This window comes from Desulfosporosinus fructosivorans, from assembly GCF_004766045.1.
Lineage (GTDB): Bacteria > Bacillota > Desulfitobacteriia > Desulfitobacteriales > Desulfitobacteriaceae > Desulfosporosinus > Desulfosporosinus fructosivorans.
On sequence record NZ_SPQQ01000016.1, the window covers coordinates 1 to 23,796 of the forward strand.

Annotated in this window: 23 protein-coding genes; 1 reads left to right on the plus strand and 22 read right to left on the minus strand. The window is 44.1% G+C overall.

The features are described from left to right. Window positions 1–522: 522 nt before the first annotated feature. The 11 genes from E4K67_RS30870 to E4K67_RS25880 form a co-directional block, all read right to left on the minus strand. A complete protein-coding gene (locus tag E4K67_RS30870; RefSeq protein ID WP_243454634.1) occupies window positions 523–753 on the minus strand; it encodes a heterodisulfide reductase-related iron-sulfur binding cluster in 231 nt (76 codons plus the stop codon). A gap of 29 nt (window positions 754–782) precedes the next feature. Then, window positions 783–1,787 (minus strand): (Fe-S)-binding protein, encoded by a 1,005-nt coding sequence (locus E4K67_RS25835; protein WP_243454635.1) that lies wholly within the window; start codon window positions 1,785–1,787, stop codon window positions 783–785. A 4-nt stretch (window positions 1,788–1,791) separates the two neighbouring features. After that, window positions 1,792–3,204 (minus strand): FAD-binding oxidoreductase, encoded by a 1,413-nt coding sequence (locus E4K67_RS25840; RefSeq protein ID WP_135552038.1) that lies wholly within the window; start codon window positions 3,202–3,204, stop codon window positions 1,792–1,794. Window positions 3,205–3,495: 291 nt separating this feature from the next. After that, on the minus strand, window positions 3,496–4,662 hold the full coding sequence (locus E4K67_RS25845) for an aconitase family protein (RefSeq protein WP_135552040.1): 1,167 nt from the start codon (window positions 4,660–4,662) through the stop codon (window positions 3,496–3,498). Between the two features lie 117 nt (window positions 4,663–4,779). Next, a complete protein-coding gene (locus tag E4K67_RS25850; protein WP_135552159.1) occupies window positions 4,780–6,117 on the minus strand; it encodes a GntP family permease in 1,338 nt (445 codons plus the stop codon). Window positions 6,118–6,375: 258 nt separating this feature from the next. Continuing rightward, window positions 6,376–6,816, minus strand: a complete 441-nt coding sequence (locus E4K67_RS25855) for a 2-oxoacid:acceptor oxidoreductase family protein (RefSeq protein ID WP_135552042.1) — start codon at window positions 6,814–6,816, stop codon at window positions 6,376–6,378. Then, complete coding sequence (locus tag E4K67_RS25860) at window positions 6,813–7,685, minus strand: thiamine pyrophosphate-dependent enzyme (protein WP_135552044.1); 873 nt, start codon at window positions 7,683–7,685, stop codon at window positions 6,813–6,815. The genes E4K67_RS25855 and E4K67_RS25860 overlap by 4 nt, the downstream gene beginning before the upstream one ends. A 14-nt stretch (window positions 7,686–7,699) precedes the next feature. Then, window positions 7,700–8,845: a transketolase C-terminal domain-containing protein gene (locus E4K67_RS25865; RefSeq protein WP_135552045.1), complete on the minus strand. Its 1,146-nt coding sequence runs from the start codon at window positions 8,843–8,845 to the stop codon at window positions 7,700–7,702. A gap of 12 nt (window positions 8,846–8,857) precedes the next feature. Next, complete coding sequence (locus E4K67_RS25870) at window positions 8,858–9,142, minus strand: 4Fe-4S binding protein (protein WP_135552047.1); 285 nt, start codon at window positions 9,140–9,142, stop codon at window positions 8,858–8,860. Between the two features lie 227 nt (window positions 9,143–9,369). After that, window positions 9,370–11,286, minus strand: coding sequence for a sigma 54-interacting transcriptional regulator (locus E4K67_RS25875; protein ID WP_135552049.1), 1,917 nt, complete (start codon window positions 11,284–11,286; stop codon window positions 9,370–9,372). 309 nt (window positions 11,287–11,595) lie between these two features. After that, entirely contained in the window at window positions 11,596–13,260 is a 1,665-nt protein-coding gene (locus E4K67_RS25880; protein WP_135552051.1) for a ribonuclease J, read from the minus strand. Window positions 13,261–13,563: 303 nt separating this feature from the next. Here E4K67_RS25880 and E4K67_RS25885 point away from each other — a divergent pair, with 303 nt between their 5' ends. After that, window positions 13,564–13,698 carry a DUF1540 domain-containing protein gene (locus tag E4K67_RS25885; protein WP_135552053.1) on the plus strand — a complete coding sequence of 45 codons (135 nt, stop codon included), beginning with the start codon at window positions 13,564–13,566 and terminating at the stop codon, window positions 13,696–13,698. Between the two features lie 285 nt (window positions 13,699–13,983). Here E4K67_RS25885 and dapA read toward each other — a convergent pair whose 3' ends face one another. From dapA to E4K67_RS25940, 11 genes are all read right to left on the minus strand, one after another. Continuing rightward, window positions 13,984–14,940 (minus strand): 4-hydroxy-tetrahydrodipicolinate synthase, encoded by a 957-nt coding sequence (gene dapA, locus E4K67_RS25890; RefSeq protein ID WP_135552055.1) that lies wholly within the window; start codon window positions 14,938–14,940, stop codon window positions 13,984–13,986. A 38-nt stretch (window positions 14,941–14,978) separates the two neighbouring features. After that, window positions 14,979–16,205 (minus strand): aspartate kinase, encoded by a 1,227-nt coding sequence (dapG, locus tag E4K67_RS25895; RefSeq protein ID WP_135552057.1) that lies wholly within the window; start codon window positions 16,203–16,205, stop codon window positions 14,979–14,981. A gap of 229 nt (window positions 16,206–16,434) precedes the next feature. Further along, a complete protein-coding gene (locus E4K67_RS25900) occupies window positions 16,435–17,424 on the minus strand; it encodes an aspartate-semialdehyde dehydrogenase (protein WP_135552059.1) in 990 nt (329 codons plus the stop codon). 210 nt (window positions 17,425–17,634) lie between these two features. Next, window positions 17,635–18,222 (minus strand): dipicolinate synthase subunit B, encoded by a 588-nt coding sequence (locus E4K67_RS25905; protein WP_135552061.1) that lies wholly within the window; start codon window positions 18,220–18,222, stop codon window positions 17,635–17,637. Further along, window positions 18,212–19,150 (minus strand): dipicolinate synthase subunit DpsA, encoded by a 939-nt coding sequence (gene dpsA / locus E4K67_RS25910; RefSeq protein ID WP_135552063.1) that lies wholly within the window; start codon window positions 19,148–19,150, stop codon window positions 18,212–18,214. Before dpsA ends, E4K67_RS25905 begins: the two co-directional genes overlap by 11 nt. Window positions 19,151–19,234: 84 nt before the next feature. After that, the gene (gene dapB / locus E4K67_RS25915; protein WP_135552065.1) at window positions 19,235–20,038 is read right to left on the minus strand and encodes a 4-hydroxy-tetrahydrodipicolinate reductase; all 804 of its coding nucleotides are present in this window, start codon (window positions 20,036–20,038) and stop codon (window positions 19,235–19,237) included. A 109-nt stretch (window positions 20,039–20,147) separates the two neighbouring features. Next, on the minus strand, window positions 20,148–20,417 hold the full coding sequence (locus E4K67_RS25920; RefSeq protein ID WP_135552067.1) for a YlmC/YmxH family sporulation protein: 270 nt from the start codon (window positions 20,415–20,417) through the stop codon (window positions 20,148–20,150). 12 nt (window positions 20,418–20,429) lie between these two features. Then, window positions 20,430–20,735 (minus strand): hypothetical protein, encoded by a 306-nt coding sequence (locus E4K67_RS25925; protein WP_135552069.1) that lies wholly within the window; start codon window positions 20,733–20,735, stop codon window positions 20,430–20,432. A 103-nt stretch (window positions 20,736–20,838) separates the two neighbouring features. Continuing rightward, a complete protein-coding gene (gene dut, locus E4K67_RS25930) occupies window positions 20,839–21,291 on the minus strand; it encodes a dUTP diphosphatase (protein WP_243454636.1) in 453 nt (150 codons plus the stop codon). Window positions 21,292–21,339: 48 nt separating this feature from the next. Further along, window positions 21,340–22,611, minus strand: a complete 1,272-nt coding sequence (locus tag E4K67_RS25935; protein ID WP_135552073.1) for a M16 family metallopeptidase — start codon at window positions 22,609–22,611, stop codon at window positions 21,340–21,342. Window positions 22,612–22,631: 20 nt separating this feature from the next. Further along, on the minus strand, window positions 22,632–23,783 hold the full coding sequence (locus E4K67_RS25940) for a D-alanyl-D-alanine carboxypeptidase family protein (protein ID WP_135552075.1): 1,152 nt from the start codon (window positions 23,781–23,783) through the stop codon (window positions 22,632–22,634). Window positions 23,784–23,796: the final 13 nt, after the last annotated feature.

A 23,796-nucleotide genomic window follows, 5' to 3' on the forward strand; every position in this document is an offset into this window, starting at 1 on the left:
AAAAGTTATTTCACTTCTCTATTGAAGAAGATGATTCGCTCATTGTTTTTTTGAAACTCCTTAGAGTTTCTCTCATTGGCTGTCCTTGTTGTTTAGTTTTCAAAGACCATTAAAGTCCATGGTTTATGAGTTTGTATCCCCTGCACCCGTTTGGGCCGGATCTACATCTTAGCATTTTCAACTTGCGTTGTCAATGACTAATTTACTGTGTTTAGATTGAATAGTTTGAAGGGTTTAACCCCTCACTTGTTCATTCAGTGTGCGTCTTCGTGGCGCTCAGTTATAGTACCATTTTCAGCGTATGCTGTCAACTATTTATTTTATTTGTAACTGCTCTGGTTTTTAACGCGAGAAACAACGTTCTCTATAAATAACTAACTAATAATATTGTAGTCAAAAATCGATCTTATTGAAACCTAGCTCTTTCTAAATATAGAAATCTAAAAACAAAAACAGGAGTTTGGTTTGCCTCCAAGCTCCTGCCCTTTTTAGCCTAGATAATGGAAATTTTCTGTAAAGTTTTTAATAACTCTTAGCCAGTAACTGAACTGGATGCATTACCTGTCCCGTCAAGCCATGACTTTTTAACCCATAACTTAGTTGCATAGTACATGTCGGACAACTTGTGGCAACCACCTCAGCCTTAGCAGTTACGATGTTACTAATCTTCCGTTCTAGTACTTTCATGGACAGATCATGATGAATAATACTAAAACTCCCCGCAGACCCACAGCAGCGATCCGCTTCCTTCATTTCTCGGAATTCTACACCTGGAATGGCCTTTAAGAGCTCCCGTGGTTGTTTAAAACATTTTGCCCGCGTTTCAAGTGGCACGGATCATGATAGGTTACCGTAACATTAACCGGATTAGGACCTGGGTGAACACCCGTTTTTTCCACGAGAAACTTACTGAGATCATACACCTTGCAACTTAATTCTTTTGCTTGATTGTATTCGTCTGTACCTGGCTCAAAAAGCTTCTGATAGCTTTCCGCTAAAGTTGCAGAACATGACGAACAATCAGTCACAACTGCGTCCACTTGTGCTGATAGCAAAATCTTTATGTTATTTTTGGCTAGTTGTACCGCCGTATCCGTATCTCCATAGGCTAAATGCGGCATACCACAACACTGTACAGCTGGGATAATCACTTCACAACCATGCCTAGCAAGTACGTCCACGCCACTAACCGCAACATCAGGATAAATCAAATTCGTCGCACACCCTAGGAAATAGGCCACTCGGAAACGCTTTTCTCCATAGGGCTTAACAACCTCTGGAATGCGTCCACGAGCCACTCGTTTTGAGACATCAGGTAATATTTTCGCCCCCGCACTCATTGTTTCTGGCAAATGCTCAATAAGTTTCGATCTTGTTAAAACGCTGTTCAACCCAGTCTTTTGATAAAGCTTGACTAGCGAAAAGGATGCTTGAAGTAAAGCTGGACGAGTTAAGAATCCCCTGAGTACCAACTTCTTGATAATGTTTCTATCTAAAACATCATCAAGGTAATCTCTCACTCCCACCATAATCTCATCCGTAATTACCCCAGATGGACAATTGACAGCACATGTTTTGCAAAGTAGGCATCCATAAAGTTTTTCAGACAGTTCTGTGGATGCTTGGATCTTTCCATCTTGAAGAAGTTTTACCAGAGCTAGCCTTCCTCGTGGTGAGTCTGGTTCTCTTTTTGACTCGGCGAAGATTGGACAATTCGCACGACATTCACCACAGCGTACACACTTCTTGAGTTCTTCAGCAAAATCAACTCGATATGTTGTTTTCATACGCTTACTCCTCAGCCCATATCTTGCCGGGATTCATAATTCCTTTAGGATCTATGGCATCCTTAATAATTTTCATGATCTCCAAGGCCTTACCATGTTCAGCAACCATATATCGGGATCGAGTGAAGCCCACGCCATGTTCTCCAGTGGTTGAGCCTCCCAATTCCAAAGCCAGTTGATGGATATCATCCGCCACGCCGTGGGCAGCTTCGACCTCTTCTGCTTTTAAAGGATCAATTATTGGAGCTGTATGCATATTCCCGTCCCCAATATGACCGTAAATGACCACGAGAGTGTTATGCTTTGCCCCAATCTCCTTAATCCTTCGTAATGCCTCAGGAACTTTGGCCATTGGAAAGCAAACATCCTCACCGCAAAAAATTCTGGTTGCCCCTACTTTAACTCGGGCTGAAGCAGCTCCTATTACGGCGCGTCCCTGCCAAAGCTTCGCCATACGCTGGGCGTCCGTAGCCCATTCCACCGAGCTTGCCCGTTTTTCTGCAATCTCTTTGACTTGCTGACCCTCAAAGTCGACTGCTGCCTTGCTGCCATTGATTTCGAAGAAAAGGGCAGCCTCCGCCTCTGGAAGTTTTAAATCCGGCTGAAATTTATTGGCCGCTTTTATCCCAGAGTCGTCCAATATCTCAATACCTGAAGGAACAATCCCGTTCTTGAATACTTCTAAAACTGTTGCAGCCGCATCATCCAAGCTGGAAAACATCGTGAGCAAAATTCCCCTACACGGAGGTTTAGGAAGAATTTTTAGTCTAACTTGTGTAATGACACCTAATGTGCCTTCAGACCCAACGTAAAGGCTCGTAAGATTGATACCAGAAACACTTTTCAAGGCTCTTGAGTGTAATCCTCCCGTCTTGATGACCTCGCCATCCGGCAAGACAACCTCCAACCCCAGCACATACTGACCCGTGTTACCAAACTTTACTGCTCGCAGCCCACTGGCGTTGTTCCCAACCATGCCGCCGATCGTCGCCATTTTTGAGCTTCCAGGGTCGGGAGGGAAAAATAATCCATATGGCGAAAGGGCAACATTGAGGTCAGCGTGTACAATCCCGGGTCTTACAACAACTTGCATGTTGCTCTCATCGATTTCCACGATGTCCGTCCAGCCCGAAAGGTCTAGCACAATACCTCCCTTGACGGGGACACTCCCTCCAGTCTGACCGGACCCCGCTCCCCTAGGTGTGACAGGTATATCGTGTTTGTAGGCATAACGCATGATTTTTTGAACTTCCTCAGTGTTCATAGGACAAACAACAACATCAGGATAAAATTCATTAAGCTGGGATAAGAAAGAGCTGTCATAAGTATACGTATACCTTTCAAGCTGACTGGAAATCACTTTCTCGGGACCTAGCAACCGCAACATATCGTTAACTAGTTGGCTTTTCTCCATCATTCTTTCACCCCTTCGCCCTAATACCCCCTTCCGTACAATCGGAAAGGAACCTTTGTTTCGTATTTAGCCAGGTCTTGTTCTCTGTTGACACCTAAAGAATTAAAAAAGGAACCTCCAAAAACTGCGAAATTCTACACCATTCGGCCTACACAGAGTTAAGTAGGTTCCATTAATTATAGTACAAAGCGATTAGCAACTAAGTAATTGCTCTGTCCCCAACCCAATGCGTGAGATTTCGATTAAGAGTTTATATTTTTTTCACAAAGGAAAGCATTCTTAAAAATACTCGATTCAAATTTCTCCTTTAACAGCGGCTTGTGCCACTGTTAAGGGAGAGGCTAAGTAGATACTAGCCTCAGTAGATCCAATTCGGCCAGGTGTGTTCTTAACCGTAGTAGTAATAGCAACGTCTCCCTCAGCCAACACTCCGAAATGTTTGCCTGGGCACGGTCCACAGCCAGGTGGCATAATGACTGCGCCACGATCTCGGATTAAAGCGCTGATCTCCTGTTCATCCATCTTTTGGGCTACGGCTCTCGATGCTGGGGTCACGATAAAGGTAACATCAGGATGTACAGGATGTTCCTGAAGAACAGTGGCAATAATCTGCATGTCTTCCAAACGACCAGCAGAACACCCCCCCGCGATCGCCACATTAATCTTTAATCCAGCCAATTCTCTTGCCGGCCGAACGTTGGTCGGTTGAGGAGGAGCCGCAATCATGGCTTCAATTATACTGATATCGACCCCATGTTTGATAGGACCAGCCTCGTCTCCTGGAGGGACAACAAAAGCGGTAGTTGTTCCCGCCTCAGGTAACAAGTTGCAGATCGTCATGCGGGCATCAGCGGACGAGGAATTAAAAAAGGTTCCTGTTAACCCAACTGCTTTCCCCTTCATATCGCTTCCGAATTTCCACAATAGATACAGTGCAATGTCCCTTGGGAGTACTCCGGGTTGTAGCTCACCTTCAAGTCCTATCGTTAGAAGCTCAGGGACTTGAATATTTAGCCTCCCTGAAGTAAGCACTGAAACTAATTCTTCCGGGGTTAGAGCAAAAGCTAGAGCTCCAAAGGCTCCCGCTGTAGCCACATGTCCATCGGCACCAGCGATGATTATGCCCGGCCAAAGCGAGGCCTTTTCTGCTACGATTTGATGTAATACTCCTTCGCCATGATTATAGAGAACACATCCTTGTGCAACGGCAAATTTGCTAAATTGACGTTGAAAACTGCGTTCTGCCGGGGTTGGGGCTGGAAAAGCATGATCTACCGTTAAGAGTACCCGGTGTCCATCATATACCTTTCCAGATTGCTTCCCCCAAGCCTCGAGCAATTTGGGACCAGTTCCGTCATGTGCAAGAGCTAGATCCACTTCGATCTCAACCCGGTCTCCCTGAGTTATCTTTTCAACCCCAGCCGCTTTCGCAATATATTTGTAAAAATAATTTGCTTGCACTTTCAAAACACCACCATACCTAAGATTGGAATTCAAACTCCAGAATCCATCAATGAGTATTTTGGGGGGTATCTCTAAAGTTACGCCCCCAAAACAACGATCAACCTAAATGTAAAACTAAATGAGATGAACTACCCACATAACATAGACCGCAGCCATAGAGAAGACACCACCAACTAAGGTCACACCGCCAAAGGAATATAGAGCAGACTTGAGTTCCATTCGGGATAAGGAGGTGCAAACCCAGAAGTAACTTGAGTTTACATACTTAATGATAACCGAGCCTGCTGCGCCTGCGAGCATAGCCGCTTCAGGGCTGAGGCCCAAAGTCGAGATCATAGGAGCAACAATGGACGCGGCTGTGATAACGCCTACTGTGGTAGAGCCGGTGATTATGTTTCCTACAATACCCAAAATGAATGGTAAGAAAATGGAAGGGACTCCGGAGTGTGCGACAGCGTTAGCGATAACGGATACAGCAGGGGTTCCTTTTAATATCTCGCTTAGGGACCCTCCTAAACCGGTCACCATGATGATCATGGCAGAGGTACGTAGGGCACTTTCAATCCACTTGTCGTTCTGAACTTTCTTCTGATCGGCATTCGTATTGCGATAGGCAAACCAAATACCAATAAGCAATGCCACTGGTGGCCAGCCGATGAAGTTCACATAGGTTTTTAAAAGACCCGCGTGTAGATAAAGATTTGCGACACTTTGGCCTGCAATTAAAACCAAAGGAATGATAATCGGAGCATAAGCTGAGAGCGTTGAAGGAAGTTTAAGTCCTTTATCCGCAAACGATTGACCTACAAACTCTTCGGAAGGAGGGGAGGGAATTTTAGGACCAATGGTTATGGCAAACAGCCAACCTGCGATTGAACCAACGAACGTTGCGATAGAGCCAAAAATAATGACCTTGCCGATATCAGCCTTAAGCAAAGCTGCAGCGGCCAAGGGGCCAGGAGTTGGTGGAACCATCGCGTGTGTAAGCTGCATGGCTCCTACTAGACCAGTGGACATGACGCTCATGTTGACTCCCGCAGCAATGGCTGCTGAGTGAACGAGGGGATTAAGAATAACGTATCCGACATCCGAGAAGATAGCGATTCCGACAACGAATCCGGTCAGAGTCAAGGCTAGAGGCATGCGTTTCTGTCCAACCCATTCGATCATTTTAAGGGTAATCTTTTCAATTCCGCCAGTCTCTCTAAGTGCTTCAGCGATGACGGAACCTAAAACGATAACCACGGCTATCGACTGGACAGTTTTCCCGAAACCAGTTTCAAATGCCTTAATGAACGCACCTTGATCCACTCCTGGGATCAAAGCAAACAGTATTATTGGAACTAAAAGAGCCATAAAGACATGCCATTTAACTTTAGCAATTAGGATAAATAGCAAAGCAATAACAATTAGGAAACCAATCAACGTAAACGTAGGATTGTTTAATATCATGCTTACCCAACCTTTCATTAGAAATTTTTATATCTATTTGAACAAACTCCGACAAATCCCCCCCTTTTGCAGTAAGCTGCTTAGGTCTGGCTACCATGCCCTTTCGCCTGTTAAATAAGATAAAATTGGCTATATTCTGATTTTTAAGTAGGGGCTAAGTCCGTCCAATCGCTTGGCCGGACCCTTAGTGTTTCAAAATTGACACATCACAATAATCTTTTTAGGCGATGAGTCGAATTACATTTCGCAAACGACTATCTAATTACTCGGTACACCCAATACACCGCGCGCAACTAGGATATTAATGAACGTTGCCTCTACATCGAAGTTATTAGGGTTAAAATAAGGATCCAAGGAAACGAAGTGAAATCCTTTCAGATGATCTCCGAGAGCATCTTCATTTACACCCAAGGCCATGACCGTTCCATCCGCCTTGAGTCCTTTGGTCACGTCAACTAGACCAAATAAACTGTTATCTAAAACCACAACTATATCGGGTGATGTATTATTCGCGGAGCGTTCCCGAATCGACTCATTTCCTACCCGAACGATGGAGTACATGGGTGCCCCGGGACGCACAGCGGCAAACGCATCAAACACTTGGACATGCTTGCCTTGTTTTAAAAGTTCTTTCCCCATTGCTCGGGTGAGCTTCCCTACAGGCTGGCCAAAGCGACCGTGAAAACGAATTTCTCTCATCGTTCTTCACTCCCCCCTCGTCCATAGTATGCATTCAAGCTTTTCTGGAGCTCTACGACCTGTTCCGGGGTAAGATGTTTAAACCGGCCCTGAGGCAAGAGATAATCCTCCACTGGAACAAATGTAGGCTCTAAAGTACGAGTGCGTCTACCTTCATCCACTTCGTAAAGTTCAAAAAGGCCGCTTTCTACCGCTAGTCGAGCAAACTCGACAGTTTTCTCCGGTGGAATTTGCCATCCGCGATGACACGGAGCCAAGATATGAATATAAGAGAAGCCAGGTTTTTCTGCTGCCTTTTTGAACTTTGCAATAAGATCCAGCGGATAAGCGATAGAAGCACTCGCCACATAATCTATTCCATGCGCCTCCATAATGGCCAGCATATTCTTTTTCTTGACCGTTTTGCCTTTTGTCATGTTACTAGTAATCGCATACATCGGAGTTTGACTGCCCGTTTGTCCGCCGGTATTCATGTACATCTCATTGTCATAACACACGTGAATCATGTGTTCATTGCGTTCTGCTGCACCCGAGAGAGATTGAAACCCAATATCTGCTGTACCAGCATCCCCAGCCCAAGAAACAACATTAACATCTTCGATTCCTTGTGCTTCTAACGCGGCCCTGATTCCAGAAGATACTGCTGGAGCTATCTCAAAAAGCGTATGGTAAAAGGGAATCTTCCAAGTCGTCTTAAGGTTTGAGCCGCCCAAGGTTGCCATGCATGATGCTGGAATTGTCATAATCGTCCTAGAGCCTAAAGCCTTCATTGCTTGCCTACCGGCAACAGCTGCACCACACCCTCCGCAACCCGCGTTTCCTTGACCAAATAAATCCTCTTTTGGCAAATCTGCGATGGATAGAGCCATGTTTGAATCCCTCCTTATAACCCGAACCACTCGGAAGCGGTTGTCTGTTTTTCCGTTTTCTCTGAAAGTTCAAGTACTTTCTTGATTTCCTCAGTCGTTACATCCCGGCCTCCTAGCCCTAGAATATAACTATTAATGATGACTGCCTGCCCGTATAGTGCCGACTTTACCTCAGTTCCTAACGCTCCGCCGAGACCGAAAACAATATTCTTGTCACATACTGTTATGCGTTGAACCTTGTTCAGTGCCTCAAGAAGTGCTTCCGCTGGGAAAGGACGCCATGCCCTTACTTTTACCAACCCGACTTTATGACCTTCTTTGCGTAGTTCATCCACTACGATTCGAGCATCACTAACCATCGATCCCATAGCTACAAACGCCTGCTCCGCATCATCCATCTGATAAGTTTCGATTAACCCCGACCAATCCCGTCCGAATTTCTCGCCATAATCCGAGGCAACACTGTTGATGACAGTTTTCGCTTGCTCCATGGCCTCATTTTGGTGAAACTTATAATCCATATAGAATTCAGGACTAGCAACGGTATTTACACCTTGTGGGTTCTCGACATCAAGGGTCCGAACTCGATTTAATGGCAAGAATTGATCAATTTTCTCCTGATTAGGAATTTCAACTTCCTCTAAGGTATGAGATTGGATATATCCTTCATAATTCACCATAACTGGTAGACGGACTGTTTCCGCTATTTTAAAGGCCTGGAGCATATTATCAAGCACTTCTTGATTATTCTCACAAAAAAGTTGAATCCAACCGCTTGCCCCTTGGGAAATCGCATCACCTTGTTCTGGGAAACGACTATGAGGTGCCGAAAGCGCTCGATTTGCGACTGCCATCACTATAGGTTGGCGTAATCCAGCCGTATGATAGACGACTTCAGTCATATAGAGCAATCCTTGAGAATTAGTTACAGTAAAAGTCCTACTGCCCGCTAGACTCGCACCTAGTGCAGCAGCTAAAGCGCTATGGTCGCACTCAACTCGTACAAAACGGGTATTCAACTCACCATCATCAATAAACTTACTAATTCTCTCCATCGCTGGAAAGGCCGGTGTAATTGGGTAATACGCCAATACTTCAATACGGGCTAGCTTTGCTCCATAGGCTGCGGCCTCACTACCTGTTAACAATGTCGTACTCATTCATTTCCCCCCTTAACGAAAAACGCCCTGAATCCCAGAATACTCGGGGATCATCTGTATGGCATTCTCTTTACATTCATTGGCACAAATTCCGCACCCTTTACACAAAGTTAATTCAAGAACAATTTTACCCTCTTGCTGGAGTAAGACCCCATCCGGACAAAACAATGTACAGTCTAAGCACATATTGCATGTTTCAGAAATTACAGGATACTGAATACGCCAAGTTATTCCCGTTGGCGTCTCAACCAGGCTACCAGCCCGTGCTGTCGGGACTACTGGAAGATTTTTAACCACTACATTTCCTCCTTTCTTTTAGTCTCATATACGATAAATGCAATATTCATGCCACAAAATGAAAAAAGAGCCAAAGCTCTTTTTAAACACTACAATATTCTGTTATTAAGCCTTTACCGCTATAATAACAAATCAAAAATTACAAAATAATCTAATTATTTGCATAGCTTCCCTCTAATGAGTTTCATTATTGAAACAATATCGTTCAAATCAACGAAACAACTGTTTCATTGTTGAAACAGTTCAACCCCTACTTCTTGCATCTTCCTCCAAAGGGTAGTCCGACTTATTCCTAAATGCCTTGCTGTTTCTGTTTTATTTCCACCACATTCCTTAAGTGCCTTCTGGATTATATGAATTTCCGCTAGCTCCACTTCGCCGTGTAACTTTTCTTTCCGTACAGGAACGCAGAAGGTCTGCTCCCCGTCTAACAAAAGCGCCCTAGCCACATCGTCCTTAGAAATCTCCTTTTCCCCTGTCAACATGACCATACGCTCAATGGCATTACGCAATTCGCGAATGTTTCCTGGCCATGGATACTCCAAGAGAATTCGCTCTGCATCTCCAGAAAGGCGACCCACTCTTCGGTTCATCTTTCCGCTAAATTCATCCAGAAAATGACGGGCGATCAACAAAATATCACTTCCCCGCGCAGCAAGCTCTGGAACCACTAAGGACAAGACATTTAGACGATAAAACAAATCTTCACGAAAACTTGCCTTTTCAACCATTGCCTTTAAATCTCGGTGTGTAGCCGCCACTAGACGAACATTCACAGGCAGAATGCTATTATCTCCCAAACGCATGACCTCACCCTCTTCCAGAACACGAAGTAAACGAGCTTGCAGCGAGGGTGCCATCTCCCCTACTTCATCTAAAAATAGGGTTCCACCATGGGCGATCTCGAATACCCCTGCCTTGCCACCTTTGCGAGCTCCTGTGAAGGCTCCTTCGACATAACCAAAAAGCTCACTTTCTAAAAGACTTTCAGGCAAAGCTGCGCAGTTTATGGCTACGAAAGATTCATGTCTTCGTGGACTTGCATTGTGAATTGCTTGAGCAAACAATTCCTTTCCCGATCCAGTCCTACCATGCAAGAGAACCGTAGAATCTACTTGGGCATATTCAGATGCCCATTTTACGGCATTTTCAATAGCTTGACTATGTCCTAAGATATCCTTAAAATTATGTTTTGCAACATGCCCCCTGTCAGCCAAGCTTCGGCGTACTTTATGCTCTAAACTCTGAAGTCGATCTACAGACTGAATGGTAGTAACAACTCCCTCAATCTTTTCGTCCACTTTGATTGGGATATGGTTAGCTACGACTTTAGCTCGACCTATCTCCATAATATCTCCAACTTCTGCCTTGCCACTCTTTAAGACATTCGCGCAGTGAGATTTGGGCAACACATCAATAATAAGACTACCAATGGCCTTTTTGGCCTTCCACCCCGTAAGTTTCTCCATAACCGGATTAAAAACGCTGATCCTTCCATTTTTATCCAAGGCAATAACACCATCATAGGTGAAATCTAAAATAGCCTTTAGTTGTTCGACACGGCGTTTTTCTAGTTTGCGTACTACCAAGACGCGCCTGGCCTCCGCTAAGGCACGCTTAACGGCTTCTTGACCAGACCTAATTACCACAGCCTGCATGCCCAGTCTTTTAGCCTCGTTAGCCATCGCGATTTTACCAATTACCACTTGCACTCCGGCTGCTTTCAGGGCAGCCACCCCTTTTAGAATGTCCTCTTTCTGATCTGTCAAGGTATACTTTATGAAATTCTCTCCGACAAGCTCTTCGAAACTAGTTATCTCTTGAATTATTTCATTAACATCAACAATTCCAATGGGACTTCCGAGACATTTGGCCTGCAAATAGGCTTCTAAAATATCCAACCCGCCAATAAGCACATCGATGACAGGAAGAGAAATCCCGGCCTCTCTAATCATCCACGCCGTGACTCCGCGACTAACTAGCACATGATATCCTCGCCCTTCGGCTTCTAAGGCAAGTCTAACCCCATCTTCCATCCGGGCAACCTTAATATCGATTTCCTGTGCACTTTCTTGATGGCTAACCTCTTTAACGAGGCTGGCTAGTTCCTGTAATGGTGCGATAAATAAGATTTCAGCAGCCATTCTTACGCCCCCGGTTTCTTATTAGTAACTCGTTCAACTAAAGTTGACCATCTAGATCTCGGTGACGAAAGCCTCCAGGGCGATAGTCTCCGGTAACACTCCAACTTGTAGGGGATACTCACAATTGGATAAAACTTCAATATACTTTTTGCCATTATTATTATTTTCTTCTTTCTGCGCCTAACACTCTTTTCCCTCTTTCATTTTCTGTTTACTTATACTAATAATGGTTTAAAGAATAGCTTGCTATTATAATTCGGCATAAAGCAAAGAAACACTCCAATAAATTGGAGTGTTTCGCATGCTATATTATTCCACTTCTTGAATGATTGGCAAGATCATAGGACGGCGGCGAGTCTTTTCATAAAATTGTTTACTCAAGGCATCCCGAATTTGGCTTTTTAACATGGCCCATTCCGTAACCCGATTCTCTCGACAGCGTGCCATCGTCTGCCTGACCTTTTGTTTGGCTTCGTCTAACATAGACTCTGACTCACGGACATAAACAAACCCGCGCGTCACTACATCAGGCCCTGAAACAATCGCCCCACTTGAACGGCTTATAGTCATGACTACGATCAAAATACCATCCTGAGAGAGCTGTTTTCGATCCCGTAACACTATATTACCAACATCTCCAACCCCTAATCCGTCAATTAAGACTTTCCCAGCCGTAACTTTGCCCCCCATAGATGCACCGTGGCGAGTGAACTCCACAACTCCCCCGTTTTCCGTAATAAAGATATTCTCTCGAGGAATACCGAGTTCTTCAGCTAATTGAGCATGTTTGATCAACATACGATACTCTCCGTGAACTGGCATAAAATATTTTGGTCGAACCATGCTTAACATTAACTTTTGTTCTTCCTGGCTGGCGTGACCTGATACGTGCATTCCATCAGCAGATTCATAAATAACATTGGCGCCCAATTTGAATAATTGGTCTACTGTTTTAGCCACTGACTTTTCATTACCTGGAATTGGACTTGCTGAAATGATCACAGTATCACCAGGTTTAATCGCCACATGACGGTGGTCATGATTTGCCATGCGTGTCAGTGCTGACATTGGCTCGCCCTGACTCCCCGTGGTTAGAATACATGCTTGATTTCCGGGTAAGCTGACTATCTCATCGATATCGATAAGGGTTCCCTCTGGGATATCCAGATACCCTAATTCTTCGGCAATGCCAACAATATTGACCATACTTCGTCCCACAACTGCCACCTTGCGGTTCGTCTTAACCGCAGAGGTAATAGCCTGTTGAAGGCGATAAACATTTGAGGCAAAGCTAGCAAGGATTACTCGATCCTTAGCTTCACAAAAAGCTTCATCAATCATTTGTCCGACTAGCTTTTCAGACGGGGTGAACCCAGGTCTTTCCACATTCGTACTGTCGGACAAGAGGCATAAAACCCCTTTATCACCCAGTTCGGAAAATTTCTGTATGTCAAGAATTTCTCCTGATACTGGTGTATGATCAAGTTTGAAATCCCCTGTAACAAGAATAGTCCCTAAAGGTGAATGAATGGCAATAGATACTGCATCTGGAATACTGTGGTTAACCCGAATAAATTCAATTCGGAAAACCCCTAATTTAATCACATCACGAGGTTGAACAACTGTAGCTTTAATACTATTTAAGTTGTTCTCTTTCATCTTGGACTGAATAATACCCAAGGTCAAACGTGTACCAAAAATAGGAACATCCACGTCTCTCAACAAGTAGGGCAATGCGCCGATATGATCTTCATGCCCGTGCGTCAGCAATATGCCAAGGAGCATTTCTTTGTTTTCAATCAAATAAGTATAGTCTGGTATAACAATATCAATCCCGAGCATTTCTTCATCTGGAAACGCTAACCCAGCATCAACAAGCACCATCTGATTATCATACCGAATCACTGTCATATTCTTTCCGATTTCCCCAAGTCCGCCTAAGGGAATAATTTGTAGTTTATGCTCTTTAGGCAATCAAATCTACCTCCTGTATTTATTTTATCTCTAGTATTGTGGTTTAAAAGTTCGCCAAAATTTGGCAACAAAAAGACGCGAAAATCTACTAACGAACACATAGACGCCACGCATTCGTCATCATTTCGAAAAGCATCTTATGAAACTAGCCGCACAATTAGATACTTTCATTATAGCGTGCAAACTGCTGACTGGCAAGTTTCACATCACTATATACTTTACTAATCCTAAATAGATAAAAGTATAAAATTTATGGAAATGGATACTATAACATCAACATTGTTTAGAAAGGTGGCTAAAATCATGACCAATGTTGTATGTTCCGCAGAACAATGTACTCACAACGAGGACGGACACTGTCAGCTTGAGACACTAAGTGTCACATCCAGTTTAATGGGCCGTGAGGCAGAGTGTTCGTTTTATGAACCCGCAAAATAGGGATTAAGTAGTGAACTCGTTTAACTAAAGTTGAACATCGCGCCTCACGCAGGAGTCTAGCTCCTTTGCTATTTGGAAAGGCGACCTTAGAGATTGTAATCCTAAGGCCGTTAGCTACGCCTTTAGAGGAGCCTCACGATTGGTCCAATGAGCTGGCTAAGGGCTAGAAAAGGTTAGAAAAGTTAAAGTCATCACCGAATTGGGTGATGACTTTAACTTTTCTAACCTTTAGCGATGATGAACACCGCTTAGATCATTATCGCTAAGAGTGCTAACCAGATCTCTCTAGACGGTTATATCACTAGCCTTTTCAGCGGCAACTCTCAATTCGCTTATTACTTTCGTCCCATTGGTTGCATATACGTGTACCTTTTTAAAATTCTCGATTAACTCTTTTAAAAATTTTATTTCCTCTGGCGTCGCTTTAACTAAAGGAAGCCTGACACCACCAGCTTTAATCCCAATCATATTCATCAGCGCTTTAACGGGAACTGGGTTTGACGTTACAAAGATTCCTTTGAAGACTGGATAAAGATCGAGGTGCCATTTTGTTGCCTGGGCCGTATCACCATCAAACCAGGCATCCACCATCTCTTTCATTTCGTCCCCAACGACATGGGCTGCAACACTGACTATTCCACTACAGCCTAATGCTAACATTGGCAAGGTCATTGAATCATCTCCACTGTACACCTCAAACGCAGTTGGCAACATCCTTTTAAGTTCACTAACCTGATCAAGCGAACCAGCGGCCTCTTTCAAAGCGACAATATTTGGAATCTCAGATAACCTTTTCACAGTCTCCGGCATCAAATTGGCTGAAGTTCTACCTGGTACGTTATACAGCATCAAAGGCAAAGGAGTAGCCTCTGCAATTGCTTTAAAATGCTGAAACATCCCTTCTTGAGAAGGTTTGTTGTAATAAGGTACCACTGCCATCAATCCATCAACACCCGTTGTTGCAGCTTGCCTAGCGAGTTTAATACTAGAATCCGTAGAATTTGACCCTATCCCGGCAATCACAGTAAATTTTGAACCCAAGGCCTCTTTTACTACTTTGAATAGTTCCACTTTCTCACTGGCTGTTACAGTTGGAGATTCTCCTGTCGTTCCACAAACCACGACGCCATCTGACCCATGGACGGTTAAGTACTGAGCTAAGCGTTTGGCTTCTTCATAATTAATCTCCAATGCTTCATTCATGGGAGTTACCATGGCTGTTAAGATTCTTCCAAAAGTCATCTAACTCATCCCTTTCTGTCCAATACCTTCACTTATACTTAAACACCTAACCGGAATTTTTTGTGTAATGTTTGGACTGCGGTAACCATGTTTTCCTTATGAACCAGTACCCAAATAGTTGTGTGTGAATCAGCAGATTGTAGAATTGTCACACCTGAATCCGAAAGCGCCTCTACCATATCAGCCATCACACCAGGAACCCCAGCAATACCAGCGCCTATAATAGAAACTTTAGCACAACTTGGTACTACACCTGGTTCAAAGCCCATATTTAGTAGGATTTTAACCGCTTTTGACGCAACCTCATCTCGTACTGTATAGAGAACAGCTTCTGGTTGTACACTGATGAAATCTACGCTAATATCGGCAAGTGCCATCGCTTTGAATATCCTTTTGTCCGTAAGATGTTGGTCTTGAACATCCCCTGTTAAAACCCGCAGTTGCGTGACATTGGGCGTATGTGCAATTCCGGTAATAATACGGTCTGTGGTAATATCCGTGCCAACTCCACGAGCTGGGCACATATTAGTGACCAATGTTCCTGGGGCATCTGAAAAAGTCGACTTTATTCTAAGCGGTATGTTTCGTTGCATCGCTATTTCTACTGCACGCGGATGGATAACTTTGGCGCCTTGATATGCCATTTGACATATTTCATTGTAAGTCACAGTGTCAATTGTTCGTGCGTCTTCAACAATCCGAGGATCTGCCGTCATAATTCCCTCAACATCGGTGTAAATATCGATCGCTTCCGCATTGAGAGCAACCCCTAGGGCTGACGCAGTAGTATCACTTCCTCCTCGTCCAAGAGTCGTAATCTGGCCGTCTTCTGTTGTCCCTTGAAAGCCAGTGACGACAACAACCTTGCCAATTGCCAGTTGCTCTAGAATCATCCCCGGCTCCACCCGTACAATTCGGGCATCTCCAAAGTCCTTATCAGTAATAATTCCTGCTTGACCACCAGTAAAAAGAACCGCTTCAAGTCCCAGACTATTTAACGTGCTTACTAATATCGTCCCAGAAATCACTTCTCCACAACTCATCAGAAGATCTAACTCACGTTTTGGTAAATCAGGACAAATTCCTTTTACCATGCTTAAGAAAGTATCCGTTGCATAGGGGTCTCCAGAACGACCAATTGCAGAAACTACAATAACTGGAGAATATCCACTATGTACAGCTTCTGAAACTTTTGAGGCCACACTCTCTCGTCGCTCCGCCGTAGCCACGGAAGTTCCTCCGAACTTCTGTACCAGAATTCGCACCACTTCACCCCCTCGTCGCGGTTAGATATTCGTTGTTCGAATATCTAACTTCTAACTTCTAACTTCTAACTTCTAACTTCTAACTTCTAACTTCTAATCTTGACCATCGCACTTTTCCTTAAATTCGAACAAATTAACCACCTAGTACAAACTTCGAACTACGCAACCGCTTTAGACCTGAAACTTGATCCCCAGATTTCGATCTTCTTATCTCGAACTACAAACCGTACTAAAGTAGTAGCTCTGCGATTTGTACGGCATTCGTTGCTGCACCCTTACGAATTTGATCCCCCGCCACCCACAAATTAAACCCTTGAACGATCGAAAAATCTTTACGTATGCGTCCAACATAGACTTCGTCTTTATCCGAGCTAAGCCAAGGCATTGGATAACGATCATTACTTGGATCGTCATCGACAATAACACCCGCTGCTTTGCCTAATGCCTCACGGATTTCTGCGACACTCACCAACCGCTCAGTCTCTACATTAATTGACTCCGAATGACTACGGAAAACTGGTACTCGAACGGTGGTTGCTGTAATAGCCATACTTGGTGCGTGGAAAATCTTTTGGGTTTCCAAGACCATCTTCCATTCTTCTTTGGTGTAGTCTCCATCTTGAAATACATCAATGCGAGGAATGAGGTTGAAAGCAATTTGATAGGGGAAAACATTAGCAGTAAGTTCTTCCCCTCGTGACCAGGCCTTGACTTGTGTTTCCAATTCTTCGATCCCTTCACGGCCTGCTCCAGACACGGCTTGATAGGTAGAAACTACCACTCGCCGAATCCCTGCTAAATCGTAAATCGGTTTAAGAGCAACTGCCATAATAATTGTTGAACAATTAGGATTGGCAATAATTCCTTTATGCCACAAAACATCTTCAGGATTAACTTCAGGTACTACAAGTGGCACTTCTGGGTCAAGCCGAAAAGCGCTGCTGTTATCGATCACCACGGCACCACTCTTTACTGCTGAGTGGGCATATTCCGTACTTCCCGATCCACCTGCAAAAAGTGCAATGTCAATGCCCTTAAAGCTTTCGTGGGTTGTTTCCTGAACCTCAAGATTCTGGCCTTGCCATGAAATTTCTTTCCCTGCAGAACGCTTTGTCGCTAACAGCCTCAATTCATTAATAGGGAAATTTCGTTCGGCGAGGATTTTAAGAAACTCTTGTCCAACTGCGCCCGTGGCACCAACAATTGCTATATTTGACATTGATGTTCCTCCTTAAATATATCGTAGCCTTGTGGAAAAGGGTGCCCCGCAGAAAATCGCAGGGCCCCAAATGTCAGTGTAACTTTTCTATCCTCCGCCAGTTAGGCATTCCTCTAGGATCACGACTTCGGCGATACTCTCCACCGGACTATCGTACCGGAGACTTTCAGTCTAAAGCTTCGATGTTCAGTTTTAGCTAAAACGAGTTCACTACCGATAATCCAAAAGCACAGGTTGGATTTGTTTTCCCTCACAGGCCATCAGAATGGTTTCCGGCACTTTTTCCATATGGGCTACAAGGGAATTTGCTTTAACTTTCGGATTATCTTGCCCAAAGGGTACCAAGTAAATATTTTTTGTGATGAGTAAGGTTCCAATATTTCGTGCATTAAGCCCTAGCCCATCGTTGGTCGAAATCGCCAAAACCACGGGCCTTAGATTTCGAAGATGAGATTTTGCTGCCATGAGCACTGGGGTATCAATAATCCCATTTGCTAACTTAGCCAGGGTATTTCCGGTACATGGAGCGATAACCACACAATCAAACATCTTATTGGGGCCGATGGGCTCAGCATCAGGAATGGAATGGATCGGCTCCTTTTGCGTAATTTCCTGTAATTGATGTTTCCATTCCTCAGCCTTTCCAAATCGTGTGTCCATACTTTCAACAGAATAAGAGATGATAGGCGTAACGTCTGCCCCTGCATCTACCAGTTGCCTCATAACTTTAATAATTTCACTTAATGTACAATGTGATCCTGTAACAGCGAACCCAATTTTCAACCCGTCAAACTTCATCTCTTCGCACCTCCACTAAAGACTGGAACATTACATTCGTCGTGGTCAAGTGACGGAGAATAAGTTGCGGATAGATTTGAGCAAGAATTCGGCCGGCCGTTTTGGGAGCTACAATACCAGGGAGACCCGGAGCCAGAAGTGCTTTTATGCCAAGCATATTCGCATATTCAAAATCTGTCCCTCCAGGAATAGACGCCAAATCCACGATTACTGTATCTCTTGCCACATTTTCAAGCATTTCGGGATCTAGTATAAGATGAGGTACGGTATTGAAAATGATTTCCGCACGCCCAATCTTATCCTTAAGATCCGTAAAGTGTACAGCATGAAATCCCATTTCTACTGCACGTGCTAAGTCCGAGGCCTTACGCGCAACCCCAGTAACATGTGCTCCAACCCCTTGAAGCATTCGCGCCAGAGTCCAACCACACCGCCCTAAGCCTAAGACCATGCTTTCACTGCCATGAATAGTAATTGTTGTGGCCTCCATAGCCATTTGAATGGCTCCTTCTGCAGAAGGTATGGAATTAAGTATAGTAATTTCATGAAGGGATTTAGTTTCTACCAACTGGATTCCCATTTTCTCTGCGACCGACTTCAGAGCTGGCCGCGCGAAACCAATGATCAGTGGAACACGCGCTGGAATAGCTTGAAGTACTTCTTTGTTTAGTATGATAGGTTTATCAGCGTATTTGGCTTTGACTATCCCACGTTCATCTGTGCCGAACATTGGAAAAAGCAACGCATCTACTTGGCCAACTACATCTAGTAGTGAAGGCGCAAGTGCCATTCCAGAAATGGGCGAAGCATTTTCGAACCCGACCCCGACTATGTAGGCCCCCTGTTTTTGTAGTTCGGGAATTAAATATAGTTCCCGATCATCTCCCCCTATCACGGCCAAACGAATTCCTTTCAGACCCGCACTCATCTTTATGCCCCCTTTGAGACAGTGTCCCGTTGACTACTATCCATTATATGAGGGAATGAGGGCAGCGGTTACGAGGGACATTACTTAATCAAGGAAATTCTCAAGTCCTATGACAAGATTAGTCAATTCTGAAGACTTTCGAATACCTATCATTACCCCAGGCATATAGGTTTCTCTCGAGAATGCATCATGCCGGATAGTTAGAGCCTGACCTAAACCTCCAAATAAAACTTCTTGGTGGGCGATCAATCCTGGTAAACGCACAGAGTGAATGTGAATTCCTTCAATATCCGCACCACGTGCCCCCTTAACCTTCTCATACTCATTTGGGTGTCCCTGAACCATGGGTTGACGAACTTCTAAGATTCCTTCTGCCGTTTTTAATGCAGTTCCTGAAGGGGCATCTAGTTTTTGATCATGGTGCATTTCAATGATATCCACATGGGGGAAGTATTTTGCTGTTTCCCTTGCAAATCGCATCATCAATATCGCTCCGATTGAGAAATTTGGAGCGAGAAACGCACCTACGCGTTCTTTAGCTACTAGTGCACGAATTTCTTCAATTTCAGATTCATCCAACCCGGTTGTTCCAACGACTGGCACTACACCGGCCAGAATTGCCGTTTTGGAATTTTTTAAAACGGATTGTGGATTTGTAAAATCCACTAAAACATCAGCGCGTGTCTCAATCAAGATTTCATGATCTAATGGACCTGTAATATCTACCCCGACTCGCGGTGCGCCTACAACAAACCCAACATCCATCCCGAGATGTCGTGTATCTGAAGCTCCCACCAAGAGGAGGTCATCTTGTTTTAATAGCGTACGGATCACTTCCTGACCCATTTTACCGCTTGCCCCAGCCACAAAAACACGAATTTTCTTCAACGGAAACCCCTCCTGCGATGATAAGCCAAAAACCCCGTTGCAAAACGCAATTCGGGGTCCAGCTTTTCCATTCATTTTATTGGGTATCCCGTCCACTGTCAAATTGAACTTAACGAATTTTATCAGATTTATTATGCAAATCAATAATAATGACCTCAGAACCTACTTTTTTAATGGTTTGCCATGGTATTACCAATATTTCTCGTTCACGATCCCCCCTAGCACCCCAAAAACCTGAAAATCCCCCGCGGGAGGTTAGAATGATCGCTTCGACGGATCCGTTTAAGGAAATATCAAGATCAGCGTCCCCAACCAAGCCGAGTTTTGCCCCATCATATAAATTGATGATTTCTTTACCAGCAAGATCGCTTAAAAGCATTCTATACCCTCCCTATTTTCGCAGTTTTAACCAAATACTCAGGACAAAAGGTTGCAAAATGGCTAGTAATAAGGAAATGACCGCAAGTGGTTCAACCAGAAAAGCTGAATCACTCCACCAATTTTCGGGGATTTTCAGAAAGGAGAACAGGAGTTCCAACGAGAGGTAGATCCCCCCTGCCGTACCCACCAATTGACTTAAAGCATTGGCCAGTTGGTTTGATGTAGGCTGCTGCGATCGCCACATCATCAAATACTTTCTCTCTCGTACCGAAATAACTACTCCGACGAGCAAAAAGATAACCCCAAGGGCTTGCATACATCACTCCCCCTCATGGGGATTGTATGAACAGACAAACTTCCGTAGAACAAAAGTATCAGAAAAGTTAAGATTCATCCTTCTGCGTCTGGTATGTCTGTCCCTACATTCCCGTCGAGCCAAACCCCCCCGCTCCTCGAGGTGTGTCCTCAAGTTCTAAGACTTCTTCGAATATTGCCTGAAAAACCGGCATGAAAACCATTTGAGCTATTCGATCTCCTGGATTAATTGTTACTCCTTGTTGTCCAAGATTCTGTAGCAATACTTGAATTTCCCCGCGATAATCAGAATCGATCACACCCACTCCATTCGTCAACCCCATTCCGTGACGACTAGCCAGACCACTTCTTGCAAAAACAAGCGCTACCACTTGTTGACTCGGCAGTTCAATTGCCAGACCCGTTGGGATCTTAACACTCTCGCCTGGATTAACTAGCAAGGATTCTTTAAGATCCGCGCAAAGATCGACACCTGCTGAGGCAGCTGTTGCATATGTAGGAAGAGCCCTTGAATTACTAGCCATTCTTTTCACTTTAACATTTATAAAATCCGTCACCAAAAATGCCCCCTTGTATTGACCTCTAAAAAAAGAGTAGGCATTTGCCTACTCTTCCCAACCTGTTTGATCCAGTAAATCGGATAAAACAACATCATGTCCAGCTGGCCCAAGTGTCATTATACTAATTTTGTCCCTTTGCCAAAGGCGCCCAATCAAGCGTGAAACATCCTCCAATGTTACTTTTTCCAGCTTTTCAATCACTTCCTCTGGTGATAGCACGCGGTTATACGTAAGTTCTGTCTTGCCCAAACGACTCATCCGACTGCTTACCGCTTCCAAGCCAAGATATAGACCGCCTTTAATTTGCGCTTTAGTTCTTGCTAATTCGTCTGCTGTAATTCCCTGTCGCTTAATTTTTATTAGCTCTTGGAGAATGCACTCAATAACTTCTTTGGTGTTTTTGGGACTTGTTCCAGCATAAATGGCAAATAAGCCAGTATCAACATAAGTGGAATGATACGAATACACTGAATAGGCCAATCCACGTTGTTCCCGTATTTCCTGAAATAACCTAGAGCTCAAACCTCCACCTAATATGTTGTTAAAAACGTGCATTGCATAAATATCATCATCATCTTGCCCAAGACCTGGTACTCCCAAGACGATATGCATCTGTTCTGTATCTTTCTTTTGATAATGTTCAACCGTCTGGCCAGTGGGGGTTTCTTCGAGTACACGACGTCCACCTCTTTTGAACGTACCAAATTGATCAGATAGCTTTGAAACAACGTCCTCGTGCTTTATTTTACCCGCTACAGCAATAACTACATTATCCGGAGCATAATGTTCTGTGAGGAATTTCATAATTTTCTCTCGACTTAAGGCTCCGATGCTCTCCTCAGTTCCCAAAATCGGCTTCCCTAAAGGATGCTCATTCCATACATGTTCTGAAAAAATATCGTGAATCAACTCATCAGGAGAATCCTCATACATCTTTATTTCTTCAATAACCACATTTTTTTCTTTTTCGATTTCGGTTTCATCAAACAGTGAATGAAAAAACATGTCACTTAGAACGTCAATGGCGAGATCAAGGTCTTCATCCAAGACTTTAACATAGTAACAGGTATATTCTTTCGTCGTAAAGGCATTCAGCTGACCGCCTACGGCTTCTAAGGATTCGGCTAAAACTCGTGCAGTTCGTCGCTCCGTTCCCTTAAAAAACATATGCTCCATAAAGTGAGAAATTCCCTCATATCCTTCACGTTCATCCCGCGAACCTGCTCCCACCCATACTCCGATGGCTGCCGAACGAACATGTTCAATCTCCTCAGTAATAATTCTAACCCCGTTGGACAATACCGTCTTTTGATACAATGAATTCCACTCCCTCTCCATCACTTAAATAACGTATCAAGGAGGTCTCCTGTGACTTCTTTTTCGCTAATCAATGGTACACAATTTAATTTTTGTTCCCCTAGCCAGACTTCTAAGTGTCCTAACCGTTCCCCGGCACGAACAGGCGTATAAGCAGTTTTCTCCCACACCACACGGGTTTGGAGGCTCTGGCGCTTAACTTTTGAAATACTAACATCAATCGGATTGTCAATAAATACTTGGACAGATTTTTTTGCACTCGGAAATTCTGCGATTGCCTGTCCTGCCTCTACGAGCCTAATAGTCTCGGTTTTTTCAAAACCCCACTCTAATAGTTTCTTCGCATCCCCAAAGCGATCCGGAGCATTTAAAACTACCGCTAATAGTTGGCGTTCGTCCTTAGTCGCCGATGCAACAAGGCATTTTCCGGCTGCTGTCGTCGTCCCTGTTTTAACGCCATTAGCATATGGATAATTCCATAATAGTTTATTCGTGTTCCTTAAATCCATGAACACATCAGGCTCGAGAAAGTGAATTTCTGTTTCTTTTTGACGAGTAATGGAGGAAAATTGAGGAATTTGCAAACCATGTCGAGCCATAAGCGCAAGATCTCTGGCAGTAGTATAATGCTCCTTACGTGGCAAGCCATTCGTATTCACAAAATTAGTATTTTGGGCACCCAAGGCCATAGCCTTTTTATTCATCAACTTGACAAACTGTTCTTCACTACCCGAAATATGTTCGGCAATTGCAACACAGGCATCATTACCAGATCGAACTAAAGCTCCCGTAATAAGTTCATAGAGGGTAATCTTTTCTCCAGGATCTAAATGCAAGGTTGCTTCCCCGACAGCTGCAGCTTTCTTACTTACAGTTACGACTTCATCTGGGCTTCCTAGCTCTAAGCCCAAAATAGCGGTCATAATTTTAGTGGTACTTGCAGGAGGGCGTTGCGTATCGGCCTGCTTACCAAATAGAATATCACCTGTTGTCACATCCATCAGCACTGCCGCAGCTGCACTGATACCTGTGGGTCCATCAGCTATCACAACAGGTTGAGCCACTGGTTCTTTAGGTTCTGCACCATAAACAGAGGGCGACGATAGGTTGCTAATGCTTACTATACAAAGAAAGACGTAGCACCAAGCACACGTCCACTTTTGCCTGATCATTTAACCACCTCAA